This is a genomic window from Enterobacter cloacae complex sp. SHL021, assembly GCF_049237765.1.
Classification (GTDB): Bacteria; Pseudomonadota; Gammaproteobacteria; order Enterobacterales; family Enterobacteriaceae; genus Enterobacter; species Enterobacter cloacae.
Genome location: NZ_JBMKJG010000003.1, coordinates 29,506 through 55,318 on the forward strand (window position 1 = coordinate 29,506; position 25,813 = coordinate 55,318).

At 53.0% G+C, this 25,813-nt stretch carries 24 protein-coding genes; 20 read left to right on the forward strand and 4 right to left on the reverse strand.

The features are described from left to right. Nucleotides 1-33 precede the first annotated feature (33 nt). The 14 genes from pspB to ACOTZF_RS03810 all read left to right on the forward strand — a co-directional run bounded on the left by pspB (nt 34) and on the right by ACOTZF_RS03810 (nt 13,752). The gene (gene pspB, locus ACOTZF_RS03745) at nt 34-258 is read left to right on the forward strand and encodes an envelope stress response membrane protein PspB (protein ID WP_013096404.1); all 225 of its coding nucleotides are present in this window, start codon (nt 34-36) and stop codon (nt 256-258) included. Further along, nucleotides 258-617, forward strand: a complete 360-nt coding sequence (gene pspC, locus ACOTZF_RS03750; protein ID WP_013096405.1) for an envelope stress response membrane protein PspC — start codon at nt 258-260, stop codon at nt 615-617. Before pspB ends, pspC begins: the two co-directional genes overlap by 1 nt. Before the next feature lie 12 nt (nt 618-629). Further along, a complete protein-coding gene (gene pspD / locus ACOTZF_RS03755; protein ID WP_129251803.1) occupies nt 630-851 on the forward strand; it encodes a phage shock protein PspD in 222 nt (73 codons plus the stop codon). A gap of 209 nt (nt 852-1,060) precedes the next feature. After that, nucleotides 1,061-2,746, forward strand: a complete 1,686-nt coding sequence (locus tag ACOTZF_RS03760) for a sugar phosphorylase (protein WP_129251801.1) — start codon at nt 1,061-1,063, stop codon at nt 2,744-2,746. Nucleotides 2,747-2,761: 15 nt separating this feature from the next. Beyond that, complete coding sequence (locus ACOTZF_RS03765; protein ID WP_013096408.1) at nt 2,762-4,054, forward strand: ABC transporter substrate-binding protein; 1,293 nt, start codon at nt 2,762-2,764, stop codon at nt 4,052-4,054. A 23-nt stretch (nt 4,055-4,077) separates the two neighbouring features. After that, nucleotides 4,078-4,959, forward strand: a complete 882-nt coding sequence (locus ACOTZF_RS03770) for a carbohydrate ABC transporter permease (RefSeq protein ID WP_013096409.1) — start codon at nt 4,078-4,080, stop codon at nt 4,957-4,959. Then, a complete protein-coding gene (locus ACOTZF_RS03775) occupies nt 4,946-5,788 on the forward strand; it encodes a carbohydrate ABC transporter permease (RefSeq protein WP_129318189.1) in 843 nt (280 codons plus the stop codon). Before ACOTZF_RS03770 ends, ACOTZF_RS03775 begins: the two co-directional genes overlap by 14 nt. Nucleotides 5,789-5,816: 28 nt before the next feature. After that, nucleotides 5,817-6,869 (forward strand): zinc-dependent alcohol dehydrogenase, encoded by a 1,053-nt coding sequence (locus ACOTZF_RS03780; protein ID WP_129251797.1) that lies wholly within the window; start codon nt 5,817-5,819, stop codon nt 6,867-6,869. Nucleotides 6,870-6,887: 18 nt separating this feature from the next. Next, a complete protein-coding gene (locus ACOTZF_RS03785) occupies nt 6,888-7,676 on the forward strand; it encodes a sugar phosphate isomerase/epimerase family protein (RefSeq protein ID WP_129318190.1) in 789 nt (262 codons plus the stop codon). An 11-nt stretch (nt 7,677-7,687) separates the two neighbouring features. Then, nucleotides 7,688-8,746, forward strand: coding sequence for a Gfo/Idh/MocA family protein (locus ACOTZF_RS03790; protein ID WP_129318188.1), 1,059 nt, complete (start codon nt 7,688-7,690; stop codon nt 8,744-8,746). Next, complete coding sequence (locus ACOTZF_RS03795) at nt 8,740-11,019, forward strand: glycoside hydrolase family 65 protein (protein ID WP_129318187.1); 2,280 nt, start codon at nt 8,740-8,742, stop codon at nt 11,017-11,019. The genes ACOTZF_RS03790 and ACOTZF_RS03795 overlap by 7 nt, the downstream gene beginning before the upstream one ends. Further along, entirely contained in the window at nt 11,009-11,686 is a 678-nt protein-coding gene (gene pgmB, locus ACOTZF_RS03800) for a beta-phosphoglucomutase (RefSeq protein ID WP_129318186.1), read from the forward strand. The genes ACOTZF_RS03795 and pgmB overlap by 11 nt, the downstream gene beginning before the upstream one ends. Nucleotides 11,687-11,688: 2 nt before the next feature. Continuing rightward, complete coding sequence (locus ACOTZF_RS03805; protein WP_029883673.1) at nt 11,689-12,771, forward strand: ABC transporter ATP-binding protein; 1,083 nt, start codon at nt 11,689-11,691, stop codon at nt 12,769-12,771. 66 nt (nt 12,772-12,837) lie between these two features. After that, nucleotides 12,838-13,752: an OmpG family monomeric porin gene (locus tag ACOTZF_RS03810; RefSeq protein ID WP_129251790.1), complete on the forward strand. Its 915-nt coding sequence runs from the start codon at nt 12,838-12,840 to the stop codon at nt 13,750-13,752. Nucleotides 13,753-13,785: 33 nt separating this feature from the next. Here the strand turns inward: ACOTZF_RS03810 and ACOTZF_RS03815 are convergent, their stop codons facing one another. Further along, a complete protein-coding gene (locus ACOTZF_RS03815; RefSeq protein WP_114518853.1) occupies nt 13,786-14,796 on the reverse strand; it encodes a LacI family DNA-binding transcriptional regulator in 1,011 nt (336 codons plus the stop codon). Between the two features lie 151 nt (nt 14,797-14,947). On the opposite strand from ACOTZF_RS03815, the gene ACOTZF_RS03820 reads away from it, so the two are divergent. The 3 genes from ACOTZF_RS03820 (at nt 14,948) to tyrR (ending at nt 19,049) form a co-directional block, all read left to right on the forward strand. After that, on the forward strand, nt 14,948-16,345 hold the full coding sequence (locus ACOTZF_RS03820) for a YcjX family protein (RefSeq protein ID WP_013096419.1): 1,398 nt from the start codon (nt 14,948-14,950) through the stop codon (nt 16,343-16,345). After that, entirely contained in the window at nt 16,342-17,394 is a 1,053-nt protein-coding gene (locus tag ACOTZF_RS03825) for a YcjF family protein (RefSeq protein WP_020689208.1), read from the forward strand. The genes ACOTZF_RS03820 and ACOTZF_RS03825 overlap by 4 nt, the downstream gene beginning before the upstream one ends. 113 nt (nt 17,395-17,507) lie before the next feature. Further along, a complete protein-coding gene (gene tyrR, locus ACOTZF_RS03830; RefSeq protein ID WP_013096421.1) occupies nt 17,508-19,049 on the forward strand; it encodes a transcriptional regulator TyrR in 1,542 nt (513 codons plus the stop codon). A gap of 36 nt (nt 19,050-19,085) precedes the next feature. Here the strand turns inward: tyrR and ACOTZF_RS03835 are convergent, their stop codons facing one another. Both ACOTZF_RS03835 and tpx read right to left on the reverse strand, forming a co-directional pair. Next, nucleotides 19,086-20,294, reverse strand: coding sequence for an aldose 1-epimerase family protein (locus tag ACOTZF_RS03835; RefSeq protein WP_129251788.1), 1,209 nt, complete (start codon nt 20,292-20,294; stop codon nt 19,086-19,088). A 319-nt stretch (nt 20,295-20,613) separates the two neighbouring features. Continuing rightward, complete coding sequence (tpx, locus tag ACOTZF_RS03840; protein WP_013096423.1) at nt 20,614-21,120, reverse strand: thiol peroxidase; 507 nt, start codon at nt 21,118-21,120, stop codon at nt 20,614-20,616. A 107-nt stretch (nt 21,121-21,227) separates the two neighbouring features. On the opposite strand from tpx, the gene ycjG reads away from it, so the two are divergent. After that, the gene (ycjG, locus tag ACOTZF_RS03845) at nt 21,228-22,193 is read left to right on the forward strand and encodes an L-Ala-D/L-Glu epimerase (protein ID WP_038986163.1); all 966 of its coding nucleotides are present in this window, start codon (nt 21,228-21,230) and stop codon (nt 22,191-22,193) included. Here ycjG and mpaA read toward each other — a convergent pair. Continuing rightward, nucleotides 22,184-22,897, reverse strand: coding sequence for a murein tripeptide amidase MpaA (gene mpaA / locus ACOTZF_RS03850; RefSeq protein ID WP_013096425.1), 714 nt, complete (start codon nt 22,895-22,897; stop codon nt 22,184-22,186). The genes ycjG and mpaA overlap by 10 nt on opposite strands. Before the next feature lie 182 nt (nt 22,898-23,079). Here mpaA and ACOTZF_RS03855 point away from each other — a divergent pair, with 182 nt between their 5' ends. Beyond that, nucleotides 23,080-24,696: a peptide ABC transporter substrate-binding protein gene (locus ACOTZF_RS03855; RefSeq protein WP_029883682.1), complete on the forward strand. Its 1,617-nt coding sequence runs from the start codon at nt 23,080-23,082 to the stop codon at nt 24,694-24,696. A 584-nt stretch (nt 24,697-25,280) separates the two neighbouring features. Next, nucleotides 25,281-25,772, forward strand: coding sequence for a type VI secretion system contractile sheath small subunit (gene tssB, locus ACOTZF_RS03860; protein WP_038986160.1), 492 nt, complete (start codon nt 25,281-25,283; stop codon nt 25,770-25,772). Nucleotides 25,773-25,813 lie beyond the last annotated feature (41 nt).

Sequence of the window (25,813 nt, forward strand, 5' to 3'; positions counted from 1 at the left end):
GTGCCGCCACGCATCGTACGACAAGGAGTACACATGAGCGCGCTTTTTCTCGCTATTCCCCTGACCATTTTCGTGCTGTTCGTGCTGCCGATTTGGTTATGGCTGCACTACAGCAACCGTTCTTCACGGGACGCCCTTTCCCAGAGCGAGCAACAACGTCTGGTACAGCTGTCCGATCAGGCGAATAAGATGCGTGAACGTATTCAGGCGCTGGAAGCTATCCTGGATGCGGAACACCCGAACTGGAGGGAGCGTTAATGTCAGGACTGAATCTGAATAAAAAGCTGTGGCGGATCCCACAGCAGGGCATGGTTCGCGGCGTCTGTGCGGGGCTTGCCCACTATCTGGATGTACCGGTTAAGCTGGTGCGCGTGGTAACGGTGTTATCGATTTTCTTCGGTCTTGCGTTTATCACTCTGGTGGCGTACATCGTATTGTCGTTTGTGCTCGACCCCATGCCGGAAGGTGAACTGGCTGCAGAAGGCGCACCGAGCAGTAGTGACATTCTGAACCAGGTGGATGCTGAACTCGCCGCAGGTGAAAAGCGGTTGCGCGAAATGGAACGTTACGTCACGTCTGATACCTTTACGCTGAGAAGTCGTTTTCGTCAGCTTTAAGAGAGAACATAGATGAACAAAAACTGGCAACTGGCCGGTCAGAAGGTAAAACCCGGCCTGAAAATCGCAGGTAAACTGGTCCTGCTGACGGCGTTACGTTATGGTCCGGCAGGCGTGGCTGGCTGGGCAATAAAATCTGTTGCCCGTAAGCCGGTAAGACTGTTATTGGCCGTGGCGCTGGAGCCGCTGCTGCAAAAACTGGCCAAACGTTTTTCCCGTCGATACTTATCCTGATCTCCATGTATACCGCAGTCTTTCTCTGATGAGAGGAGGGCTGCTGGCATTTCTCTTCGTTTTCTTCCTTTTCTGTCTTTCTTTGCGGCAGCTCACATTACTGCGCTGAGTTGCCTTGAGAAGACGTTTTTACCCCCTCAGGTCCGTTGACAGATATTTTTCATGGGAGTAGATTGCGTTTCGTGGGACCGCTACCATGGAAAAATAAAGTGAACGATAAAATTAAAAATTTAATCAATCTTGTTTACGGCGAATCGTTTTCTGAGGCGCACCGTGAAACACTGTCAGGGAAAATCTCCAGAGCTGCTGCTGTTATTACCGAAAAGCGTAAAGCCGGTTGGGATGAAAAAGATATCGTCCTGATAACCTATGCCGATCAGTTCTACAATAAAGGGGAGAAAGCGCTGCCTGTTTTTACCCGTTTTTATAACAGATGGCTTTCTCGTTCATTTTCTCATGTGCATCTTTTACCTTTTTACCCGTGGTCCTCTGATGATGGTTTTTCCGTTATCGATTACCATGACGTTGCGCCTGAAACGGGAACATGGCAAGACGTTGCTGAATTAAAACAATATGCCAGTTTAATGTTCGATTTTGTTTGCAACCATATGTCTGCGAAAAGCCAATGGTTCGCTCATTATCTTGCGCAAAAACCGGGCTATGAAGATTTCTTTATTTCCGTGGATCCGCAAACTGATTTATCTGCTGTGACACGGCCTCGCGCATTGCCTCTCCTGACACCTTTTACACTTGATGACGGAAGCGTTCGGCATCTGTGGACGACCTTCAGCGATGATCAGATTGACCTCAATTTCGCCTCTCCTGAGGTGTTGATTGCAATGGTGGATGTGCTTCTCCATTACCTGATGGAAGGGGCGCGCTATATCCGACTTGATGCGGTCGGTTTTATGTGGAAGATCCCTGGAACAAGCTGCATCCATCTTGAACAAACGCACCGTTTGATTCAACTCTTCCGCGCCATTACGGACGCTGTGGCACCGGGTACGGTGATCATCACTGAGACCAATGTCCCGCATAAAGACAACGTTTCTTACTTTGGTGACGGCAAGAATGAAGCCCAGATGGTGTATCAGTTCTCCTTGCCACCACTGGTTCTGCATGCCGTTCATCGTCAGGATGTACGGGCACTTTGTCAGTGGGCCTCATCGCTGGAACTGCCGTCAAAGCAAACCACCTGGTTTAACTTTTTGGCCTCGCATGACGGGATCGGACTTAATCCGTTACGCGGAATTTTACCGGAATCGGAAATTCTGTCGCTGGTGGAAACACTCCAGCAGGAAGGTGCGCTGGTTAACTGGAAAAATAACCCTGACGGTACGCGCAGCCCGTATGAAATCAATGTAACCTATCTGGATGCATTAAGTGCTAAGAAGGATGAAGACACTCTGCGCATAGCCCGTTTTATTCTGGCTCATGCCGTTCTGTTGAGTTTCCCGGGGGTGCCTGCAATCTATATTCAGAGTATTATTGGCTCCCGTAATGATTATGAGGGTGTGGAGCGGTTAGGGTATAATAGAGCAATAAACCGAAAGAAATATCAGTCCGGTGAAATTGATCATAAACTCGACGATATTAATAGCCTTCGTCATAAAGTTTATTCTGGATTGAGTGCGTTAATTTCGTTACGCCGTCAGGAAAAAGCGTTCCACCCGGACAGTCAGGCGCGCTTTGAAACATCCGGGGAGCATGTTTTGAAAATAGTTCGCGTTGCCGATAACGGCGAGCGAATTACAGCACTCTTTAATTTCAGTAATGATATTCAGCACGTCCCTTCAAATAGTCAGACAGGAAAAGATTTAATAACCGGGGACAATATTAACGATACGACGTTGACCCTAAATCCATGGCAGGTTATGTGGATTAAAGAAAACTAAAAAAGGACCTTAACAATGAAAATGCCGAGAATTGTGCTGATTTCAGCACTGGTTTCGTGCGCCCTGTTATCAGGCTGCAAGGACGACACACAATCTTCTGTGACCATCGAGTTTATGCATTCGTCGGTGGAGCAGGAGCGTCAGGCCGTCATCACGAAACTGATTGAGAAATTCGAGAAAGAGAATCCCTCCATCACGGTGAAACAGGTGCCGGTGGAAGAGGATGCATACAACACCAAGGTCATTACCCTCGCGCGGACCGGCGCACTGCCGGAGGTGATTGAGGTCAGCCATGACTATGCAAAAGTGATGGATAAAGAGCAGTTGCTGGACCGTGACGCAATTGGCGAAGCCATTAAAGCCGTCGGTGAAAAGACGTTTTATGACGGCATTCTCCGTGTTGTTCGCACGGAAGACGGCACCGCGTGGACGGGGGTGCCAATTAGCGCCTGGCTGTCAGGCGTCTGGTACCACAAAGATGTTCTCGCCGCGGCGGGTATTAAAGAGCCGCATAACTGGCAACAGCTGCTGAAAGCCAGTCAGATGCTCAACGACCCGGCTAAGAAACACTACGGTATCGCGCTTCCAACCGCTGAAAGCGTCATGACCGAGCAGGCCTTCTCCCAGTTTGCCCTTTCAGGTGGGGCAAACGTCTTCGACGCGCAGGGCAACATCCAGATCGATACGCCTGAAATGTTAAACGCGCTGGCGTTTTATAAAGAACTGGCGAAGAACACGATGCCAGGCTCGAACGACGTCATGGAGATCAAAGACGCGTTCATGAACGGTTCCGCGCCAATGGCGGTTTACTCCACCTACATTCTGCCTGCCGTGTTTAAAGAAGGGGATCCTGCCAACCTGGGCTTCGTGGTTCCAACGGAAAAATCGTCTGCGGTTTACGGCATGGTGACGTCGCTGACGATCACGACCGGCCAGACTGAAGAAGAAACCAAAGCCGCTGAGAAATTTGTGACATGGATGGAGCAGGCTCAAAACGCGTCGGACTGGGTCATGATGTCTCCGGGGGCGGCGTTACCGGTGAACAAACTGGTGGTGGATACCGAGAGCTGGAAAAACAACGAGGTCATCAAAGCCTTTGGTCAACTGCCGTATGAGCTGATCGCACAGTTCCCGAATGTGCAGGTATTTGGGGCCGTGGGCGACAAAAACTTTACCCGCATGGGCGACGTGACAGGTTCCGGCATCATCAGTTCGATGGTGCATAACGTGACGGTAGGTCAGCAAGACCTCAACACCACGTTAAGCAACAGCCAGAAACGCCTGACTGACCTGGTTTCTCAACGATAGGAGCGCTTCTGCGGAAGGAAATTATGAAGACGTTGTTTTCTGGTCGTTCAGATATGCCTTTCGCCATGCTGCTGTTGGCCCCCAGCCTGATTTTGCTGGGGGGCCTTGTGGCCTGGCCAATGATTTCCAACATTGAAATCAGTTTCTTACGCTTGCCGCTCAACCCGCGCATTAGCGCTGTGTTTGTTGGGCTGGATAACTACATCCGTATTTTGAGTGATGCAGCGTTCTGGCACTCCCTGTGGATGACCTTCTGGTATACGGCCCTGGTGGTGATAGGTAGCACGGGGCTAGGGCTGGCTGTCGCCATCTTCTTTAACCGGGAGTTTCGGCTGCGCAAAACGGCGCGTTCGCTGGTGATTTTATCTTACGTCACGCCGTCTATTTCACTGGTGTTTGCCTGGAAGTACATGTTCAACAACGGCTACGGCATCGTGAACTATCTGGGGGTAGACCTGCTGCATCTGTATGACCAGGCTCCGCTGTGGTTCGACAACCCCGGCAGCAGCTTTGTGCTGGTGGTGCTATTCGCCATCTGGCGCTACTTCCCGTATGCGTTTATCTCGTTTCTCGCGATCTTACAAACGATTGATAAATCGTTATACGAAGCCGCAGAAATGGATGGCGCGAATGGCTGGCAACGTTTTCGCATCGTCACGCTGCCCGCGATTATGCCGGTGCTGGCCACGGTCATCACGCTGCGCACCATTTGGATGTTTTACATGTTTGCGGACGTGTACCTGCTGACTACCAAAGTCGATATTTTGGGCGTCTATCTCTACAAAACGGCGTTTGCCTTTAACGATTTGGGTAAAGCTGCGGCTATCTCAGTGGTGCTGTTTGTGATCATTTTCGCCGTCATTCTGCTGACCAGAAAAAGGGTAAATCTCAATGGCAACAAATAAACGCGTACTGGGTCGTATTGGCTTTTACCTTGGGCTCGCGGCGTTCCTGATTATCACGCTGTTCCCATTTTTCGTGATGCTGATGACCTCCTTTAAAAGCGCCAGAGAGGCGATATCGCTGCATCCGACCATTCTGCCGCAGGAGTGGACGTTACAGCATTACATCGACATCTTTAACCCGCTGATTTTCCCGTTTGTGGATTACTTCCGTAACAGCATGGTGGTGTCACTGACCTCGTCGATCGTTGCCGTGTTTCTCGGCACGCTGGGGGCTTACGCCTTATCCAAACTGCGTTTTAAAGGGCGCACGACGATCAACGCCAGCTGCTACACCGTCTACATGTTTTCAGGGATTCTGCTGGTGGTGCCGCTGTTCAAAATCATCACCGCGCTCGGCATCTATGACACCGAACTGGCGCTGATTATCACCATGGTGACTCAGACGTTACCCACGGCGGTATTTATGCTGCGCAGCTATTTCGACACCATCCCGGACGAAATAGAAGAAGCCGCGATGATGGATGGCCTTAACCGCCTGCAAATCATCTTTCGCATCACCGTTCCGTTGGCGATTTCGGGCCTGGTGTCGGTCTTTGTCTACTGCTTCATGGTGGCGTGGAACGACTATCTGTTTGCCTCCATTTTCCTGTCCAGCGCCAGCAACTTCACCTTGCCGGTCGGGCTGAACACGCTTTTCAGTACGCCAGATTACATCTGGGGCCGCATGATGGCGGCATCGCTGGTGACGGCACTGCCGGTGGTCATCATGTATGCGCTGTCTGAACGTTTTATTAAAAGTGGTTTGACCGCCGGTGGCGTTAAGGGCTGAGGCGGCCAATTTTAACAAGGAGTGAGTAATGAAGAAGTTAGTTGCGACAGCGCCGCGTGTGGCAGCGCTGGTCGAATATGAAGACCGTCCCGTTGCCGTTCATGAAGTGAAAATTCGCGCCCGCTTTGGCGCACCGAAACACGGCACCGAAGTGGTGGATTTCAGGGCGGCGAGTCCGTTTATCGATGAAGAGTTTAACCCTGACTGGCAGCTGTTTACGCCGCGTGAAGAGGGGGCGGCTCGCGGGATCGAGTTTGGTAAATTCCAGCTGGGGAACATGATTGTCGGGGACATCATTGAGTGTGGCGCTGACGTAACGGAATACCGTGTCGGAGACCGCGTTTGCTGTTATGGACCGCTACAGGAAACGGTCATTGTGAATGCCGTCAACAACTACAAACTGCGCAAAATGCCTCAGGGCGCCTCCTGGAAAAATGCGGTCTGCTACGACCCGGCACAATTCGCAATGAGCGGCGTACGTGATGCCAATGTGCGGGTAGGGGATTTTGTCGTCGTCGTTGGGCTTGGCGCGATTGGTCAGATAGCCATCCAGCTGGCAAAGAAAGCCGGTGCGTCAATCGTTATCGGTGTCGACCCTATCGCGCACCGCTGCGACATTGCCCGTCGCCATGGGGCAGACCACTGTCTGGATCCGATTGGCACGGATGTTGGTCTGGAAATCAAAAAACTGACCGGCAAGCAGGGCGCGGATGTGATTATCGAAACCAGCGGCTTTGCTGATGCGCTACAGTCTGCGCTGCGCGGACTCGCGTACGGCGGCACCATCTCATACGTGGCCTTTGCGAAACCGTTCGCGGAAGGCTTTAACCTCGGCCGCGAAGCGCATTTCAATAATGCGAAAATTGTCTTCTCCCGCGCCTGCAGCGAGCCAAATCCTGATTACCCACGCTGGAACCGTAAGCGTATTGAAGAGTCCTGCTGGGAATTGCTGATGAACGGCTATCTCAATTGCGAAGATTTAATCGACCCGGTCGTAACGTTTACCACCAGCGCTGAGAGCTACATGACCTATGTCGATCAGCATCCTGAACTGAGTATCAAAATGGGCGTCACGTTCTGAGCTATGGAGAGCATGAAAATGAAAATCGCAACGCAAAACCAGGCCTTTTTCCCGACAAATATCCTGGAAAAATATCAATACATCAAGGCCATGGGCTTTGATGGGTATGAGATAGACGGCAAGCTGCTGGTGGAGAACCTTGAAGAGGTTAAAGCGGCCATTAAGGCTACAGGGCTGCCGGTTACCACGGCCTGCGGCGGGTACGATGGCTGGATTGGTGACTTCATCGAAGAGCGTCGCCTGAACGGATTAACGCAGATCGAACGCATCCTTGAAGCATTAGCAGAGGTGGGCGGTAAAGGAATCGTGGTTCCTGCCGCCTGGGGGATGTTTACCTTCCGCCTGCCGCCGATGACGTCGCCGCGTAGCCTTGAAGGAGACCGCAAGGCGGTGAGCGCCTCGCTGCGCCAGCTGGATGAGGTGGCGGCGCGCACCGGCACCACCGTTTACCTGGAGCCGCTGAACCGCTATCAGGATCACATGATCAACACCCTCGCGGATGCACGTCGTTACATCGAAGAGAATGGGCTGAAACATGTGCAGATTATCGGCGATTTCTATCATATGAATATTGAAGAAGACTCGCTGACGGAAGCGCTGCACCAGAACCGTGACCTGCTGGGCCATGTGCATATTGCCGATAACCATCGCTATCAGCCGGGAAGCGGCTCTCTTGATTTTGCCGCTCTGTTCGACCAGCTGCGTGCCGATTGTTACCAGGGTTACGTTGTTTACGAGTGCCGCGTTCGCGCTGACGACCCTGCGAAGGCCTATCAGGATTCTCTCACTTATCTGCGTGAATGCTAAGGATGACCAGCGTGATGAGTGCCTTAACACCTTCGCCTCTGCGTGTCGCCATTATTGGTGCCGGGCAGGTCGCGGACAAAGTGCATGCCTCGTATTACTCCACGCGCAGTGATGTTCAGATGGTGGCTGTCATGGACAGCCATCCTGAACAGGCTCAGGCGTTTGCTGAACGCCATGCCATTCCGTCGGCATGGCAGGACGTGAATGAAATGCTGCAGGCGGTCAAACCGGATGTGGTGAGCGTCTGTTCGCCCAACCGTTTTCATTTTGAACATGCGATGGCAGCCCTGGAAGCCGGTTGCCATGTAATGTGCGAAAAACCCCCAGCCATGACGCCACATGAAGCCGACCGGATGCGTGTGGCGGCCCGAACGGCGGGAAAAGTGCTGGCCTATGATTTTCACCACCGCTTTGCACGTGATACGCAACTGCTGCGTGAGGCGGTAATAAACGGGACATTGGGTGAAATCTACTTCACCACGGCGCAGGCATTGCGCCGCTGCGGCGTTCCCGGCTGGGGCGTTTTCACCAATAAAGCACTGCAGGGGGGCGGGCCGCTGATTGATATTGGGATCCATATGCTCGACGCCGCGATGTATGTACTGGGTTTCCCGGCGGTAAAACGCGTGACGGCCCACAGCTTTCAAAAACTGGGAAACCGCAAAAACAGTGGCCAGTTTGGTGAATGGGATCCTGTACAGTTTACCGTTGAAGATGCCCTGTTCGGGACGATTGAATTTTGCAATGGCGGCATTCTGCGTCTGGATACCTCCTTTGCCCTCAATATCCGTGAGCAGTCCATCATGAATGTCGCCTTTTGCGGTGAAAAAGCGGGGGCAACGCTGTTCCCGGCCCACATTTACACCGATGAGGGCGGAGTTTTGCAGACCCTAACCCTGCGCGAAGAGGCAGACGATCAGCGGCATTTACGCAGCATGGATGCGTTTGTCCGTCATGTCATGGGAGAGCCGGTTATGATTGCCGATGCCGAACAAGGTCTGGTGATCCAGCAACTGGTCGCCGCACTGTACGAGGCGGCAGAAAAAGGGGAAAGCGTAACGTTATGCTGAACCTGTCTGTATTAAACGATCCGGGTTTTTGCCCTCATAGCCTCAATAAATACGCGTCAATCATGGCCTGCGGCAACGGCTATATGGGCATACGTGCGGCGCATGAGGAAAACTACACGCAGCAGACCCGGGGAATGTATCTTGCCGGGCTTTATCATCGTGCTGGTCGTAATGAGACCAACGAACTGATCAACGTGCCTGACATCATCGGCATGGATATCGAACTGGACGGCATCAATTTCACCTTGCTGTCAGGGGAGATTATTGACTGGCAGCGGGAGCTGGATTTTGCCAATGGCGAACTGCGTCGTCGCGTAGTGTGGCGCTCGCCAGACGGAAAGTGCTACCGTGTGGAAAGCCGCCGTTTTGTCTCACTGGATCAACTGCCGTTGGTGGCAATGCAGCTCTCCGTCACTCCGCTGGATGCCTCATCAGACGTTATGCTGAGCACGGGGATTGATGCGACGCAAACCAACAGCGGCCGTCAGCATCTGGATGAAATCTCGGTCAGAGTCTTTGACCAATACTACATGCAGGGCGTGTATGAAACGCAGGATCGCGCTGCGGATGTGGTGATATCGGCATGCTGTCGTCTCTCAACCACCAGCGACAGCTGCTTTACCGCGAAAAACCAGCGTATCACGGTTCATCACGCCGTGAAGGTCGCTCAGGGTGACACTGTCACGCTTGAGAAGCTGGTCTGGGTGACGCATCGCAGCGATAAAGCGCTTTCACAGGATACGTTTGCCCGCAATGCTCTGGCTGAGCTCAAAACCTGCGCGACAAGAGGGTATGCCGCGTTACTCGAAAGCGCGGCGTGCGCCTGGAAAAAGGTCTGGCATGACTGCCGGGTGGACGTCACGTCGACCGAACATCAGGATCAGCTGGCGCTGGATTACGCGGTCTGGCACCTCACGGCCATGACGCCTGCCCATGATGAACGGAGCAGTATTGCGGCCAAGGGCCTGACCGGGGAGGGCTATAAAGGCCACGTGTTCTGGGACACCGAAATTTTCCTGCTGCCTTTCCATCTCTTTACCCGACCAGATGTTGCCCGTCGTCTGCTGCGCTACCGCTGGCTTAACCTGCCGGGGGCGCGGGAAAAAGCACGCCGTAACGGCTGGCCTGGCGCCTTGTTCCCCTGGGAGAGTGCCGCGAGCGGTCAGGAAGAGACGCCGGAATTCGCAGCGATCAACATCCGCACGGGCGTTCGTCAGAAAGTGGCCTCCGCGCTGGCTGAACATCATATCGTGGCGGATATCGCGTGGGCCGTTGTCGCCTACTGGCAGGCAACGCACGATGATGCCTTTATGTGCAATGAAGGCCTGACGCTGCTCATGGAAACCGCGTTGTTCTGGATGGGACGCGCGACGGAAGTTGGCGACCGTCTGGAGATCCATGATGTGATCGGGCCGGATGAATACACGGAGCACGTAAATAACAACGCCTACACCAACTATCTGGCGTGGCACAACGTCGCCAGTGCCTGCCGGTTTATGTCGATGTTTGAGCGTGAAGATGCGCGTTTTACGGAAAATGCGCAACGGTTCCTGGCGCGCTTATGGCTGCCCGAGGCTAACGCCGACGGGGTCATACCGCAGGATGACACCTTCATGTCCAAACCGGCGATCGATCTGAGCCGCTATAAAGCCAAAGCGGGCAAGCAGACCATTCTGCTGGATTACTCGCGCGCTGAAGTTAACGAGATGCAGATCCTCAAACAGGCCGATGTGGTAATGCTTAATTACCTGTTGCCGGAACGCTTTACGCCGCAGCAGTGCGCGGCCAACCTGGCATTCTATGAGCCGCGCACAATTCATGACTCGTCTCTGAGCAAAGCCATCCACGGCATTGTGAACGCGCGCTGTGGTGATACAGAAGGGGCTTACGCCTTCTGGCGTGATGGCATTGCCATCGATCTGGGCGACGATCCGCACAGCAGTGATGACGGTATTCATGCTGCCGCGACAGGTGCGATCTGGTCAGGTGTTATTCAGGGATTTGCCGGGCTGCAGATCGTGGACGGGGAGTTACATCTGGCACCCAGGATACCTGCGCACTGGCAAAGGCTGGCGTTTCCGCTGCGTTGGCAGAATGCGCAGCTGCACTTCATCGTGACGAAAGAGGCACTTACGGTGACCAGTTCTGCTCCCGTCACGCTAACGCTCTGGGGTAAAACCCTCCAGCTTTCGGGACGGCAGGTCTTGTCCTGCAAGGATTTTCTTACGTCTGTTACTGGGACCGCTACCACGGAGGGGAGAGATGAACCTTAATGCCGTTGTATTCGATCTGGATGGGGTGATCACCGACACCGCTCATCTGCATTTCCTGGCCTGGCGCGCCGTCGCGAAGGAGGTCGGGATCACCATTGATGAAGCCTTCAATGAAACGCTGAAAGGGATTAGCCGCATGGATTCCCTGCAGCGGATCCTGCGTCACGGTGGCAAAGAAGACGCGTTCGACGAACAGCAGCGCCTGGCGCTTGCGTGTAAAAAAAACGCGCTCTATGTCCAGTCGCTGGCTTCGCTTACGCAAGCGTCACTGCTCCCGGGCATTCGTGAGGTGCTGGCCGACATACGCGCGGCAAACGTCAAAATTGGGCTGGCATCTGTTTCACTTAACGCTCCCGGCATTTTGCAGGCGCTGGGGATCCACAGGGCGTTTGATTTCTGTGCCGATGCGTCCCGCATTGCCCGCTCCAAACCGGACCCGGAAATCTTCCTTGCCGCCTGCGCGGGTCTTAACATCCGCCCGGAGGAGGCCATCGGGATTGAGGATGCCGCCTCCGGCGTTGAGGCGATCAACGCCGCAGGGATGCTGTCGGTGGGAATAGGGGCAGGCCTCAACCATGCGGGACTGCAACTTCAATCAACGCGGGAGCTGACCTGGAAATGCCTGACAGATTTCTGGGCTTCCCGGACGGTACTGATAAGGAATTAAGAATGGCGCAACTATCGCTAAAACATATCCAAAAAATCTATGACAACCAGGTCCATGTGGTCAAAGATTTCAACCTCGACATTGAGGATAAAGAATTTATCGTTTTCGTCGGGCCATCGGGCTGCGGTAAATCGACGACGCTGCGCATGATTGCCGGGCTGGAGGAGATCAGCGCCGGTGAACTGGTGATTGACGGCGTGCGTATGAATGATGTCCCGGCCAAGTCCCGGGATATTGCGATGGTCTTTCAGAATTATGCGCTGTATCCCCATATGACGGTGTACGACAACATGGCATTTGGGCTGAAGATGCAGAAGATCGCGCCCGCTGTCATTGAAGAGCGTGTTAACTGGGCCGCTCAGATTCTTGGGCTGCGCGATTACCTCAAGCGTAAGCCCGGTGCGTTGTCGGGTGGCCAACGCCAGCGCGTGGCATTAGGCAGGGCGATTGTGCGTGAAGCGGGCGTCTTCCTGATGGATGAACCGCTCTCTAACCTTGACGCTAAACTGCGTGTTCAAATGCGTGCCGAAATCAGCAAGCTGCATCAAAAGCTGAATACCACCATGATTTATGTGACGCACGATCAGACCGAAGCCATGACGATGGCAACCCGCATTGTGATCCTGAAAGATGGATACATTCAGCAGGTGGGCGCACCGAAGCAGGTCTATAACGAACCGGCAAATATGTTTGTGGCAGGTTTCATTGGTTCGCCAGCAATGAACTTTATTCGGGGGGCGATCAATGAACGCTACTTCGTGACGGAAACGCTGCGTCTGGAGATCCCCGAAGATATGCTCTCGGTACTTAACGCTCAGGGGTATCAACGTAAAGCCGTGGTCTTTGGCATCAGACCGGAGGATATTTTCACCTCGCAAGCCAGCGGCGAGGCGATTGCCGCCAAAATCAGCGTTGCCGAACTGACCGGTGCTGAATTTATGCTGTATGCCACCGTCGGGGGCCACGAACTGGTCGTCCGGGCAGGGGCTGCCACTGATTATGCTGCAGGGGATAATATCGGCATTCAGTTCGATATGAATAAGTGTCATTTTTTTGACGCGGAAACAGAAGCGGCAATCAGATAATAAAAATGTTCGCCGGAAATATTAATTTCCGGTTTTTTTGTTTGTCCATTATAAAGGAATATTTTAATGAGTACTCTACTAAGAAGTGCTGCGCTTATTCTATGCGCAGGGGCTAGCTACGCACACGCCTCAGAACCGGCACCACACTGGAATTTTAATATAGGTGCTATGTATGAAATTGAAAACGTCGAAGGTCAAGGGGATGATAAAGACGGATTATATGAACCCTCGGTGTGGTTTAACGCCACATGGGATGCGTGGACGATTTCCCTTGCCATGTATCAGGAAGGCCCCGTTGATTACAGCAGTATGACCCGCGGGACCTATTTTGATCGTCCCGAATTCGAGCTGCGCTATCGTTTTATTGGAACCGATGATTTTACCCTCGGCCTGACCGGCGGCTTCCGTAATTACGGTTATCATTTCAAAGATGAACACGGCGCGAAAGACGGTAGCGCGAATATGCAGCGCTACAAAATACAACCAGACTGGGATATTAAGTTAAGCGATGACTGGCGTTTCGGCGGCTGGTTTGCCATGTATCAGTTTGCCAACGACCTGGAAAAAACGGGTTATGCCGACAGTCGCGTTGAAACAGAAACGGGCTTTACCTGGACCATTAATGAAACCTTCGCGGCAAAAGTGAATTACTATTTAGAGCGCGGTTTTAATATGGACAGTTCACGTAATAACGGTGAGTTTTCAACGCAGGAGATCCGCGCCTATTTACCCATTTCATTAGGCAATACCACGCTGACGCCGTATACCCGCCTGGGGCTCGACCGCTGGTCAAACTGGGACTGGCAAGACGATCCTGAGCGTGAAGGGCATGATTTCAACCGTCTGGGTCTGCTTTATGCCTACGATTTCAATAACGGTCTTTCAATGACGCTGGAGTATGCCTATGAATGGGAAAACCACGATGAAGGCGAAAGCGATCGATTCCACTATGCGGGCGTGGGCGTGAATTACGCCTTCTGATCGGCTATTCACCAGGGGCTATCAGCCCCTGGTTTAGCGAAGAGAATCAGCGAACGAAAAGTGGGTCTCAATCAGCACTTTATGTGGGGCGGGTTTACCGGAGATACGCCTGAAAAGCAGGTCGCAGCTCTCTTCGCCCAGCTTGCGTGTGGGAATATCAAAACCAGCTGGCGCAGGCGTCAGAATCAGGGAGAGCATCGGGTCGCTGTAACCCGCCACGGCAACCTGCTCAGGTAGCATCAAATTTAACTCATCCGCAGCGCGATAAAGACTCAGCAATTTCATGCTGTCGGTGGCGAATACCGCATCCGGTGGGGTGGAAGAAGACAACAACGTAATGGCCGCTGAAAGTGCGCTCTCATGGGTATAACCGCCATCAATGATCCAGTCCGGGTTAACAGCAATATTCGCCTTTTCCAGGCTGGCTTTATAACCCGCGAGACGATCAATAGACACGTGATAATCGAGTGGCGCATGCAGACAGGCAATTTTTTTCCGCCCGTTTTTAATAAACGTGTCGGTCAGCATCTCGCTGTCATGAAAATTGTCGGTATCGACGGAGTAAATATTCTGAAAGTCGCCTTCAACTTTACCGATTACGACCACCGGCACACCGTACATATCGAGCCGTGAGAAAAAGGATTCATTGGCTGGCGAACTCAGCATAATGACCCCTTTAATCATTTTCTGCTTTATTTTGCTTTCGCATTTTAGCAGGTCATCTTCACTGCTCTTTGACGTTTGCAAAATAACATCAAATCCTTCCTGTTCCGCCTTGGCGGTTATGGCGTGCAATACGTCGGAGAAAAAAGGATTACCGGCAGTGGTTTTTGTTGAGCGGGTGGAAATCACCATAATGGCGTCAAAGCCAGATGAGGTCAGAGCACGGGCAAGTTTATTTGGTTGATAATTTAGCTCTTCAATCGCCTTCAGCACTTTCTCCCGCGCTTCAGGAGAAATATTGGTTTGTTTATTCAACACTCTGGACACGGTTGATTTAGAAACACCAGCAACGCGCGCAATATCATAGATGGTGGGTGACATACACCTTACTCACTCCGGGACGGCAATGTCGTTCATCTTACTGGAGAAAAAACGGCAATAGCAATAATTATGAATTGATAATCAACGATCTGCCCCCATTTACTGTATTCTGAAGCAAGTCATTCCAGGCTTCCAGCGACGAAGGACGGCGATGAAGCGACTTAAAAACGAACTCAACTCTCTGGTGAACCGCGGCGTCGATCGCCATTTGCGTCTGGCGGTCACCGGGCTTAGCCGCAGTGGCAAAACGGCGTTTATCACGGCGATGGTTAACCAGCTGCTGAACCTGCACGCCGGGGCACGCCTGCCGCTGCTCAGTGCGGTGCGGGAAGAGCGTCTGCTGGGCGTTAAGCGCGTTCCCCAGCGCGATTTCGGTATCCCTCGCTTTACCTATGATGAAGGGCTGGCACAGCTTTACGGTGACCCACCCGCGTGGCCGACACCCACGAGAGGGGTGAGTGAAATCCGTCTCGCGCTGCGTTTTCGTTCCAATGAATCATTGATGCGCCACTTCAAGGATACCTCCACGCTCTATCTGGAGATTGTGGATTACCCGGGCGAATGGCTGCTCGATTTACCCATGCTGGCGCAGGATTATCTCAGCTGGTCGCGACAAATGACCGGTTTGTTACAGGGTCACCGCGCGGAGTGGTCGGCAAAATGGCGGCAGTTATGCGCAGGATTAGATCCGCTGGCACCCGCAGATGAGAACCGCCTGGCGGCGATTGCCGAAGCCTGGACGGATTATCTGCATCAGTGCAAACAGGAAGGGCTGCACTTCATCCAGCCAGGACGGTTTGTTTTGCCGGGCGACCTGGCGGGTGCGCCTGCGCTGCAGTTCTTCCCGTGGCCCGACGTGGATGGCGTGGGAGAGGCAAAGCTGGCGCAGGCAGACAAGCACACCAACGCCGGGATGCTGCGCGAGCGCTACAACTACTACTGTGAAAAAGTGGTGAAAGGTTTTTATAAAAACCACTTTTTACGTTTCGATCGTCAGATTGTACTGGTGGACTGCCTGCAACCGCTCAACAGCGGGCCGCAGGCTTTCAACGATATGCGCCTGGCGCTGACGCAACTGATGCAAAGTTTTCACTACGGACAGCGTACGCTGTTTCGCCGCCTCTTTTCCCCGGTGATCGACAAACTGCTGTTTGCGGCCACCAAAGCCGATCACGTAACGGTTGATCAGCATGCCAACATGGTGTCGCTGTTGCAGCAACTGGTGCAGGACGCCTGGCAAAATGCGGCGTTCGAAGGGATCAGCATGGATTGTCTTGGGCTGGCTTCCGTACAGGCGACGCAAAGTGGGCTGATTGATCTTAACGGCGAGAAAATCCCGGCCCTGCGCGGGAATCGCCTCAGCGACGGCGAACCGCTGACCGTGTATCCGGGCGAAGTGCCTGCACGCCTTCCGGGGCAGGCATTCTGGCAGAGTCAGGGCTTCCAGTTTGAAGCCTTCCGCCCACAGGTCATGACCGTCGATCAGCCATTACCGCACATTCGTCTGGATGCGGCGCTGGAGTTTTTGATTGGAGATAAATTGCGATGACGGAACCGTTAAAACCCCGCATTGATTTTACCGGGACGCTTGAGCAGGCGCAGCAGGAGGCCTTTAAAACGGCGCAGACGTTCAGCGGCGAGCAGGCAGAACATTTTGCGCCGGCCCTGACTGACGAGCCGTCCGTTGAGGAGGGCCAGGCGGAAGCGGTCGTTGAGGCGGCTTTACGTCCGAAACGTAGCCTGTGGCGTAAGATGGTCACGGCCGGGCTGGCGCTCTTCGGCGTAAGCGTGGTGGGACAAGGCGTGCAATGGGGTATCAACGCCTGGCAAACCCAGGACTGGGTGGCGCTGGGCGGTTGTGCTGCGGGGGCGTTGATCGTGGGGGCTGGCGTAGGGTCGGTTGTCACCGAGTGGCGTCGACTGTGGCGTCTGAGGCAGCGTGCGCATGAACGGGATGAGGCACGCGATCTGCTGCACAGCCACGGTACCGGAAAGGGCCGGGCATTCTGCGAAAAGCTGGCGGCGCAGGCGGGGATTGATCAGTCGCACCCGGCACTGCAGCGCTGGTATGCCGCCATTCACGAAACGCAAAATGACCGGGAGGTGGTGACGCTCTACTCGCATATGGTGCAGCCTGTGCTGGATGCTCAGGCGCGGCGCGAGATTAGCCGCTCTGCGGCGGAATCAACGCTGATGATCGCGGTCAGTCCGCTGGCGCTGGTGGATATGGCGTTCATCGCCTGGCGTAACCTGCGCCTGATAAACCGTATCGCCAGTCTTTACGGTATTGAGCTTGGCTACTACAGCCGGCTGCGGCTCTTTAAATTGGTGTTGCTGAACATCGCCTTTGCAGGTGCCAGTGAGCTGGTGCGCGAAGTCGGCATGGACTGGATGTCGCAGGATCTGGCGGCCCGTCTCTCAGCGCGTGCCGCGCAGGGAATTGGGGCAGGGCTGTTAACCGCACGTCTGGGCATTAAAGCGATGGAAGTCTGCCGACCACTGCCGTGGATCGACGGAGATAAACCGCGCCTGGGCGATTTTCGTCGTGAATTGATTGGGCAGCTCAAAGAGACGCTCAATAAAAAACCGGTTCAGTAACCGGTTTGTTTACTTATCGTGCTGGCTGTCAATCTTTCTTGACAGCCATCTTCCGCATCACCGTGTTCTGACATATCATTTTAAGGTTATTGGCTTAAAACGGTGAATTTCCCATGCGTCTTGAAGTCTTCTGTGAAGACCGTCTCGGTCTGACCCGCGAGTTACTCGATCTCCTTGTTTTACGTAGCATTGATTTACGTGGCATTGAGATTGATCCTGTCGGGCGAATTTACCTCAATTTTGCCGAAATTGAATTTAATACTTTTAGCAGCCTGATGGCTGAAATCCGCCGTATCGCTGGCGTTACGGATGTACGCACCATTCCCTGGATGCCGTCTGAGCGTGAGCACCTCGCCCTGAGCGCCTTGCTTGAAGCCATGCCAGAGCCTTTCCTGTCACTGGATTTGAAAAGCAAAGTTGAGCGGGTAAACCATGCGAGCTGCCAGCTGTTCGCCCAGAGCCAGGACAAGCTCACCCATCACCATGCCGCGCAGCTGATCCCGGGGTTTAATTTCCAGCGCTGGCTGGACAGCAACCCGCAAAATACGCATAGCGAGCATGTGGTGATCAACGGGCAAAATTTCCTGATGGAGATTACGCCGGTGTACCTGAAAGGAGAGAACGACACTCGCGTTCTGACCGGGGCCGTTATCATGCTGCGCTCTACCGTGCGGATGGGCCGTCAGCTGCAAAATCTCTCCAGCCAGGATGTGGGAGCGTTCAGCCAGATCATTGCCGTCAGCCCGAAAATGCGTCATGTGGTCGATCAGGCCCGTAAGCTCGCCAGCCTGACCGCGCCGCTGCTGATTACCGGCGATACCGGGACCGGGAAGGATCTGCTGGCCCACGCCGTGCATCTTGCCAGCCCACGCGCGGCAAAACCGTATCTGGCGCTGAACTGTGCCTCTATTCCTGAGGATGCGGTCGAAAGCGAGCTGTTTGGTCACGCCCCGGAAGGCAAAAAAGGCTTCTTCGAGCAGGCGAACGGCGGCTCCGTGCTGCTGGACGAAATTGGCGAAATGTCGCCGCGCATGCAGGCCAAACTGCTGCGCTTCCTGAACGATGGGACCTTCCGTCGCGTAGGGGAGGATCACGAAGTTCACGTGGATGTGCGCGTAATTTGTGCCACCCAGAAAAACCTCGTTGAGCTGGTACAGAAAGGGATGTTCCGGGAAGATCTCTACTATCGACTGAACGTGTTGACGCTAAACATTCCGCCGCTGCGCGATTGTCCACAAGATATCATTCCGCTGACGGAGCTGTTTGTGGCACGCTTCGCCGACGAGCAGGGGGTTCCGCGTCCGAAACTGTCAGCCGATCTGGGTACGGTGCTGACGCGCTACGGCTGGCCGGGGAATATTCGTCAGCTGAAAAACGCCGTTTATCGTGCGCTGACGCAGCTGGAAGGGTACGAGTTGCGTCCACAGGATATCCTGTTACCGGATTACGATGCTGGTACGGTATCGGTGGGCGAAGAGGCGATGGAAGGCTCGCTGGATGATATTACGAGCCGTTTCGAGCGTTCCGTGCTGACACAGCTTTATCGCAGCTACCCAAGCACGCGTAAGCTGGCAAAACGCCTGGGGGTATCCCATACCGCGATTGCGAATAAGCTTCGTGAATATGGACTCAACCACAAGAAGGGTGACGAATAACGATAAAAGCCTCTGTAAAGAGGCTTTTTTTTGCACTTACTCTTTCGCCAGAGGCGTGGTAACTACCTCGACTTTTGTCTCTCCCTGAATCCCCGCAATTTTCTGTTCAACCTCTTTCACCTGTTCCTTGCTGTGAAGCAGGGTATAGGTCAGGTCGAATTGCGTGCTGGCGCCAGGTTGTAGCTGCTTAACGCGTTTCTGCTCGCGTTCAATGGTAACGGGATAGGCGTAGCTGGTTCCCGGCTCAATACCCGTGACATAGCCCTGTTTGAGCGTATCGGTATTTTTCCATAAGGTCAGGACAGGCAACTGCCGCGTGTCGAACTGAATTGACGCACCTTTGTCTCCCGCTTTATTGACCACTGCCGCCAGGGTTTCATGATTATTATCCGCGAGCGGTTTGATATTGAAGACCATTTCATCAAAGCCCTGAGTGGGGCCAGCGTAGGTTTGCCAGTTATCCAGACCCGCTTTGGCATAGTCATTGAAAGGACCAATGCTGGCGGCCGGCGCAAGGAAGCGGGCACCTTCTTCGAGGATTGGCGTACCAAAGTTGCTGTGATAGATAATCTGATAATCATGAGGATAATCAGCATGGTTAGTCAGAACATCATGCAGGCTGAACTGGTTGCTGCCTGGTACGTAACGCAGTTCGGTCATCGTCTGCAGATCTGCTTTTTTAAACGTGCTCTCTTTGATTAATCCGCGAATGCGAATTTCATGCGGTGCGGCATCAGCAACATCGACTTCCACCTGCGACGCAGGCGTATTTCCCGCCTTGCCGTGCAGGGTATAAATCTGACCGTCAGCCGTGACCGGGTGGCCTGTCCATTCATAGCCGCAACGAACCATCATTTCGTTGAAACCTTCCAGCCAGCCAAGTCCGTTTCGACTTTCCAGATTGATATAGGCCGGATTCACCACCTCTTTGACAGGCGAATCCCACCCCATTCGGGTACCAAAGCCTTCGACATGCAGCAGATTCATCCCACGCGTCGGGCTGAGGGTAATTGTCAGACCATTTTTGCTGCTGATAACGATTACCTTGCTGCCTTCCTGCTTGCCACCATGCAGGACTTTTTGCTCGATGCTGAAAGGCTGTCCCTGAAACTTCAGCTCAGAGCTGGAAATTTTCCAGTTTCCTTTCTCCACGCCGCTTTCAGCGCTTGTCAGCACCCAGGTTTTAGCGGCGGCATGTCCAGATATCAGTACCGCAAGAACCGTAAAAGCCAGTTTAATCTTCATATTTAATCCCTTTTGCTGAAACGATTTTTTATTACGTAAGCAAATCTAATGTTTAGGCGAGAAGGGAAATGTGACGGGCTTCACTGGCGGAGAAATTGCGGTTTTTAAACCTTTATTATGCGTGAGAGATCTCGTTATGGTGAGAATGGAACGTTTTTATTTCATGATATATGTGATTTTAGAACATTTTTGCTTTAACGATTCAGCAGTTGAGATAATAAAAAACCCCGCATCGGCGAGGTTTGGAACGCAAGGTCTATTCTTAAATAAACCTTTTATTTCATTACATTGCTAAGCTTTATAAAATGCCTGTAAATAATCAGGCTTTCAGTGATTCCAGCGCAGCGGTGTAGTCAGGTTCGGTGGTGATCTCGTTTACCAGTTCGCTGAACACGACGTTATCGTTTTCATCGATTACCAGCACGGCACGCGCCGCTAGGCCTTTCAGTGGGCCTTCAGCAATGCCAACGCCGTATTTTTCCAGGAAATCCGGGCTGCGCAGAGTGGAAAGGGTAATGACGTTGCTCAGACCTTCAGCACCGCAGAAACGGGACTGCGCGAATGGCAGGTCTGCTGAAACGCACAGCACCACGGTGTTGTCCATTTCAGTGGCCAACTGGTTGAATTTGCGCACGGATGCGGCACAGACGCCGGTATCAATGCTTGGGAAAATGTTCAGTACTTTGCGTTTGCCAGCAAACTGGCTCAGTGTGACGTCAGACAGATCTTTAGCCACCAGAGTAAAAGCCTGCGCTTTGCTGCCAGCCTGAGGAATGGAACCTGCTACAGCAACCGGGTTGCCCTGGAAATGAACGAGTTGTGACATAGATATCTTCCTGTTTACATATAGTTAACGTCGAGGCTAGTGTATGCCATCAGCGGATAACACGGCAAACCAATTTTTTCGCCTTACCGGGCTGCAAGGAGTCAGTGATGAGAAGCGTTAAGGTCTATGAAGAAGCCTGGCCATTGCATTCCCCGTTTGTGATCTCTCGTGGCAGCCGAAGTGAAGCCTGCGTGGTAGTGGTCGAAATAGAAGAAGAAGGGGTTAAAGGGGTTGGTGAATGCACGCCGTATCCTCGCTACGGAGAAAGCCTTGCCTCGGTGATGGCGCAAATTATGACCCTGGTACCTGACCTGCAAACCGGGTTGACGCGTGAGGCGTTACAGCAGCGTTTACCTGCCGGGGCGGCTCGTAATGCAATTGACTGTGCGTTGTGGAGTCTTGAGGCGGCGAGGCAGCAGATATCCTTACCGTCGCTGGTCGGCGTGACGCTTCCGGAGAAAGTGGTGACCGCGCAAACCGTGGTGATTGGCGAGCCGGAGCAGATGGCCGCCAGCGCAAAAGCGCTCTTTGAGGCTGGCGCCACGCTGCTGAAGGTGAAACTCGACGATCGCTTGATCAGTGAACGCATGGTCGCCATTCGCGCGGCGGTGCCGGACGCCACGCTGATTGTCGACGCCAACGAGTCATGGCACCCGGAAGGGCTGGCCGCGCGCTGCCAGCTGCTGGCCGATCTGGGTGTGGCTATGCTGGAGCAACCGCTTCCCGTACAGGATGATGCGGCATTGAAGAACTTTATCCACCCGCTGCCGATCTGCGCCGATGAAAGCTGCCATACCCGCGACAGTCTCGACGGTTTAGCGGGCTGCTATGAGATGGTGAATATCAAACTCGATAAAACCGGTGGGCTGACCGAGGCGCTGGCGCTGGCGTCGCAGGCACAGGCGAAGGGGTTTACGTTGATGCTGGGATGCATGCTCAGTACTTCCCGGGCGATTAATGCGGCGCTACCGCTGGTGAATCAGGTCCGGTTTGCCGATCTTGATGGCCCGACCTGGCTGGCAGTTGACGTTTCGCCTGCGCTCACCTTCACCAGCGGAGTGCTTCATCTCTGAGGCTGCCAGCGCAGAAGATCTACCATCGCTTTCAGGTATTTTTCGCTGGCTTCGTCAGAAGATATCGGGGGGAATTCAGCGGTGATGCAGTGCAAATCCAGATCGGCGCACCAGCTACCAAATGACCCCGGTGTTTCATAGCCGACGCTGCTGACCAGAGGCAGGGCAAAGGCATCGGCAAGCCACTGTCCCAGCGCGGAGTGACGGGGATCTTCAATACAGGCCAGTGGATCGTGAAATGAGACAACCCACGCGGGGTGGATCTTGTGGATTAACTGGCAGAGCGCCTGTGTTTCTGGCTCTGAGCCGGGTTTTTCTCCCGTCAGTAACACCACGTCACGCTCTTCAGCCGAGCTGTTCCAGCGGTATACCGTTTCACCGGCGCGCCAGTTGGCCGCCGGGAAGTTGCGGTTTAAATCTATCCCTCTCGCATTCGCCCTCAGCCCAAGCTGACAGCCATCCGGGTTGACGGTCAGGATCACATGATGCCGGCGTAGTGTCGGTGCAAGGGTGCGTAACGCGCAGGAGAGGGTGACGATCGAGGAGTTCTCATCGCCGTGCGTTCCCGCAATAATCAGGCCGCTATGACGATCGGCATCCGGTGCGGGAAACCAGATTAGCGGTGCACCTAAGAAAGACTGGCCATAATGTTCGGTGCCTGGCGGGAAAGCGCCACGTTCCGTTCTTGGTCGGGTAACTGCCATAGGAAATCCTGATAAAGAAGTGCTTACTGGCAGTGTTGTGCAAAACCCACGTTTAATCAAATAGTTTCATCGAAGAACGAAGATTGCCAGATATCACCTTTCCGGCTTAAGGTATTTGCATTTCGCCGTTTCGAAACAAATAATTACGCATTCGCGTATTACCGATTTCTAAAGGGGATCTCATGAAGCATCCTGTTTCGCTGCTTTTTTCTGCACTGTGCCTTTGCGGGCTATCGTCATTTTCTTACGCTGCTGATGTGCCAAAGGGGACGGTGCTGGCGCAAAAACAGGAGCTGGTCAGACACATCAAAGACGAGCCCGCGTCGCTTGACCCGGCCAAGGCCGTGGGGCTACCCGAGATTCAGGTGATTCGCGATCTGTTTGAAGGCCTGGTCAATCAGAATGAGAAAGGGGAGTTGACGCCGGGCGTGGCGACGCGCTGGCAGAGTAACGATAACCGCATCTGGACATTTACCCTGCGCGATGATGCAAAATGGTCTGACGGCACGCCAGTCACGGCGCAGGATTTTGTCTACAGCTGGCAGCGTCTGGTTGACCCGAAAACCACCTCGCCGTTTGCCTGGTTTGCTGCTCTGGCAGGCATTAACAACGCTCAGGCGATTATTGATGGCAAAGCCGCGCCCGATACGCTGGGGGTAACGGCGGTGGATGCCAGAACGTTACGCGTTCAGCTCGATAAACCGCTGCCGTGGTTTAGCAACCTGACGGCAAACTTCGCGTTCTATCCGGTTCAGAAAGCAAACGTCGAAAGCGGTAAAGAGTGGACGCGTCCGGGCTCCCTGGTGGGCAATGGTGCCTATGTGTTGAAAGATCGTGTGGTGAATGAGAAGCTGGTCGTTGTGCCGAATACCCACTACTGGGATAACGCGAAAACTGTTCTTCAAAAAGTGACGTTTATTCCGATCAACCAGGAGTCTTCCGCCACCAAACGCTACCTGGCAGGTGATATTGATATCACCGAGTCGTTCCCGAAAAACCTTTATCAGAAATTGCTCAAGGATATTCCTGGACAGGTATACACGCCACCGCAGCTGGGAACGTATTACTATGCATTTAACACGCAAAAGGGCCCGACCGCCGATTCCCGCGTGCGTCTGGCGCTGAGTATGACCATCGATCGCCGGATTATGGCGGAGAAAGTGTTAGGTACGGGAGAAAAACCAGCCTGGCATTTCACGCCTGATGTGACGGCAGGTTTCACGCCAGAGACATCACCGTTTGAGCAGATGTCGCAGCAGGAGCTAAACGCGCAGGCCAAAACCTTGCTGCAGGCCGCGGGATATGGCCCTCAGCGTCCACTGAAGCTGACCCTGCTGTATAACACTTCAGAGAACCATCAGAAAATCGCGATTGCGGTGGCTTCGATGTGGAAGAAGAACCTGGGGGTAGACGTCAAACTGCAAAACCAGGAGTGGAAAACCTATATCGATAGCCGAAACACAGGGAATTTTGATGTGATCCGCGCGTCCTGGGTCGGGGACTACAACGAGCCATCGACCTTCCTGTCGCTGCTGACATCAACTCATAGCGGCAATATCTCCCGCTTTAACGACCCGGCTTACGATAAGATCATCAATCAGGCGACGCTTGAAACCACCGCGGAAGCCCGTAATGCGGATTACAATCGTGCGGAGAAGATCCTCACGGAAAAAGCGCCAATTGCGCCGATCTACCAGTACACCAACGGACGTCTGATTAAACCCTGGGTGAAGGGATATCCGATCAATAATCCTGAAGACGTGGCGTACAGCCGTACGATGTATATTGTGAAGCACTGAAAAACGCGAGTCTGCTAATTTATTTCCCCTCCTGATACTGCGCTGGCCCGATATCACGTGCCAGCGCTTTTCTGTTCATTCTAGATCGTGAAGATGGCGCTGCATTGATACTGTGTTTTACAGCGCTGGGTATTGCTCTGTTTTTTTAAATTAAGCGAAATATTCATATTTTGAATATATTGCATTTCGTTAAAAAAACTGTCCATTATTGGACTTTTTAATGGGTGTCGCGTCTTGCGGAAGCGTGTAAATATAGATGCGGGTCATATTATTAGGTGGCGCTGTAGATATTTTCTCTCGTATTGATTTAAATCAATAACTTTGCTTTGTTTGGATATGGATCTTCATTTTTTTCACAGAAATAGCCATTAATGCTGACTATTTTCGGAGTTGTGGTTGATATTTCTTTATGAAAAGTCACTCTGCAAACCATATTTTATTTCTATAGAGTAAAATTCTTAAGGAATGTCTTAAATTGTGCTTTGATTCCAGATAGTTGATCTATTGTGGTGTTTTGTTCTAATATCGATTTATTCAGAAACGTCGTTAACTTCAACAAACATTCCTTAAGGAAAGGGACTGCTATGGCTGATACGTTCCAGAACGAAGTGCCTAAGGCACGCATTAATTTAAAACTTGCATTGCATACCGGAGGGGCGCAGAAGAAAGTTGAGCTACCCCTTAAATTACTCACTGTCGGTGATTTCAGTAACGGTAAAGAGAGCCGACCATTATCTGAAAGAAAGAAAATCAACGTCAACAAAAATAACCTCAACAGTGTACTTTCGGAATTTAACCCGGAGGTCAACATGACGGTTCCGAATACGCTGGCGGGTGAGCGTACGGAAGAGAATGTGACGCTGCGCTTTTCAGATATGAAAGATTTTGAACCCGAACAGGTGGCCCGACAAATTCCCCAACTTCGTGCCATGCTGGCGATGCGTAATTTATTACGTGACCTCAAGTCCAATCTGCTGGATAACGCCACTTTCAGAAAAGAGCTCGAGAAAATTCTTAAGGACCCGGCGCTGTCTCAGGAATTACGTAACGAAATGAGTACCCTGGCCCCGAAATAACAACGGGCGCGTCTTTTAATGGATTAAACGAGAGAATGCTG

Excerpts from the sequence above, each read along its gene's own strand:
- tyrR (WP_013096421.1), top strand. The coding sequence starts at position 17,508 with ATGCGTCTTGAAGTCTTCTGTGAAGACCGTCTCGGTCTGACCCGCGAG.
- pspB (WP_013096404.1), top strand. The coding sequence starts at position 34 with ATGAGCGCGCTTTTTCTCGCTATTCCCCTGACCATTTTCGTGCTGTTC.
- ACOTZF_RS03780 (WP_129251797.1), top strand. The coding sequence starts at position 5,817 with ATGAAGAAGTTAGTTGCGACAGCGCCGCGTGTGGCAGCGCTGGTCGAA.
- ACOTZF_RS03805 (WP_029883673.1), top strand. The coding sequence starts at position 11,689 with ATGGCGCAACTATCGCTAAAACATATCCAAAAAATCTATGACAACCAG.
- ACOTZF_RS03785 (WP_129318190.1), top strand. The coding sequence starts at position 6,888 with ATGAAAATCGCAACGCAAAACCAGGCCTTTTTCCCGACAAATATCCTG.
- pspD (WP_129251803.1), top strand. The coding sequence starts at position 630 with ATGAACAAAAACTGGCAACTGGCCGGTCAGAAGGTAAAACCCGGCCTG.
- ACOTZF_RS03775 (WP_129318189.1), top strand. The coding sequence starts at position 4,946 with ATGGCAACAAATAAACGCGTACTGGGTCGTATTGGCTTTTACCTTGGG.
- ACOTZF_RS03815 (WP_114518853.1), bottom strand. The coding sequence starts at position 14,796 with ATGTCACCCACCATCTATGATATTGCGCGCGTTGCTGGTGTTTCTAAA.
- ACOTZF_RS03810 (WP_129251790.1), top strand. The coding sequence starts at position 12,838 with ATGAGTACTCTACTAAGAAGTGCTGCGCTTATTCTATGCGCAGGGGCT.
- tpx (WP_013096423.1), bottom strand. The coding sequence starts at position 21,120 with ATGTCACAACTCGTTCATTTCCAGGGCAACCCGGTTGCTGTAGCAGGT.
- pspC (WP_013096405.1), top strand. The coding sequence starts at position 258 with ATGTCAGGACTGAATCTGAATAAAAAGCTGTGGCGGATCCCACAGCAG.
- ACOTZF_RS03855 (WP_029883682.1), top strand. The coding sequence starts at position 23,080 with ATGAAGCATCCTGTTTCGCTGCTTTTTTCTGCACTGTGCCTTTGCGGG.
- tssB (WP_038986160.1), top strand. The coding sequence starts at position 25,281 with ATGGCTGATACGTTCCAGAACGAAGTGCCTAAGGCACGCATTAATTTA.
- pgmB (WP_129318186.1), top strand. The coding sequence starts at position 11,009 with ATGAACCTTAATGCCGTTGTATTCGATCTGGATGGGGTGATCACCGAC.
- ycjG (WP_038986163.1), top strand. The coding sequence starts at position 21,228 with ATGAGAAGCGTTAAGGTCTATGAAGAAGCCTGGCCATTGCATTCCCCG.
- ACOTZF_RS03825 (WP_020689208.1), top strand. The coding sequence starts at position 16,342 with ATGACGGAACCGTTAAAACCCCGCATTGATTTTACCGGGACGCTTGAG.
- ACOTZF_RS03765 (WP_013096408.1), top strand. The coding sequence starts at position 2,762 with ATGAAAATGCCGAGAATTGTGCTGATTTCAGCACTGGTTTCGTGCGCC.
- ACOTZF_RS03795 (WP_129318187.1), top strand. The coding sequence starts at position 8,740 with ATGCTGAACCTGTCTGTATTAAACGATCCGGGTTTTTGCCCTCATAGC.
- ACOTZF_RS03770 (WP_013096409.1), top strand. The coding sequence starts at position 4,078 with ATGAAGACGTTGTTTTCTGGTCGTTCAGATATGCCTTTCGCCATGCTG.
- ACOTZF_RS03820 (WP_013096419.1), top strand. The coding sequence starts at position 14,948 with ATGAAGCGACTTAAAAACGAACTCAACTCTCTGGTGAACCGCGGCGTC.
- ACOTZF_RS03835 (WP_129251788.1), bottom strand. The coding sequence starts at position 20,294 with ATGAAGATTAAACTGGCTTTTACGGTTCTTGCGGTACTGATATCTGGA.
- mpaA (WP_013096425.1), bottom strand. The coding sequence starts at position 22,897 with ATGGCAGTTACCCGACCAAGAACGGAACGTGGCGCTTTCCCGCCAGGC.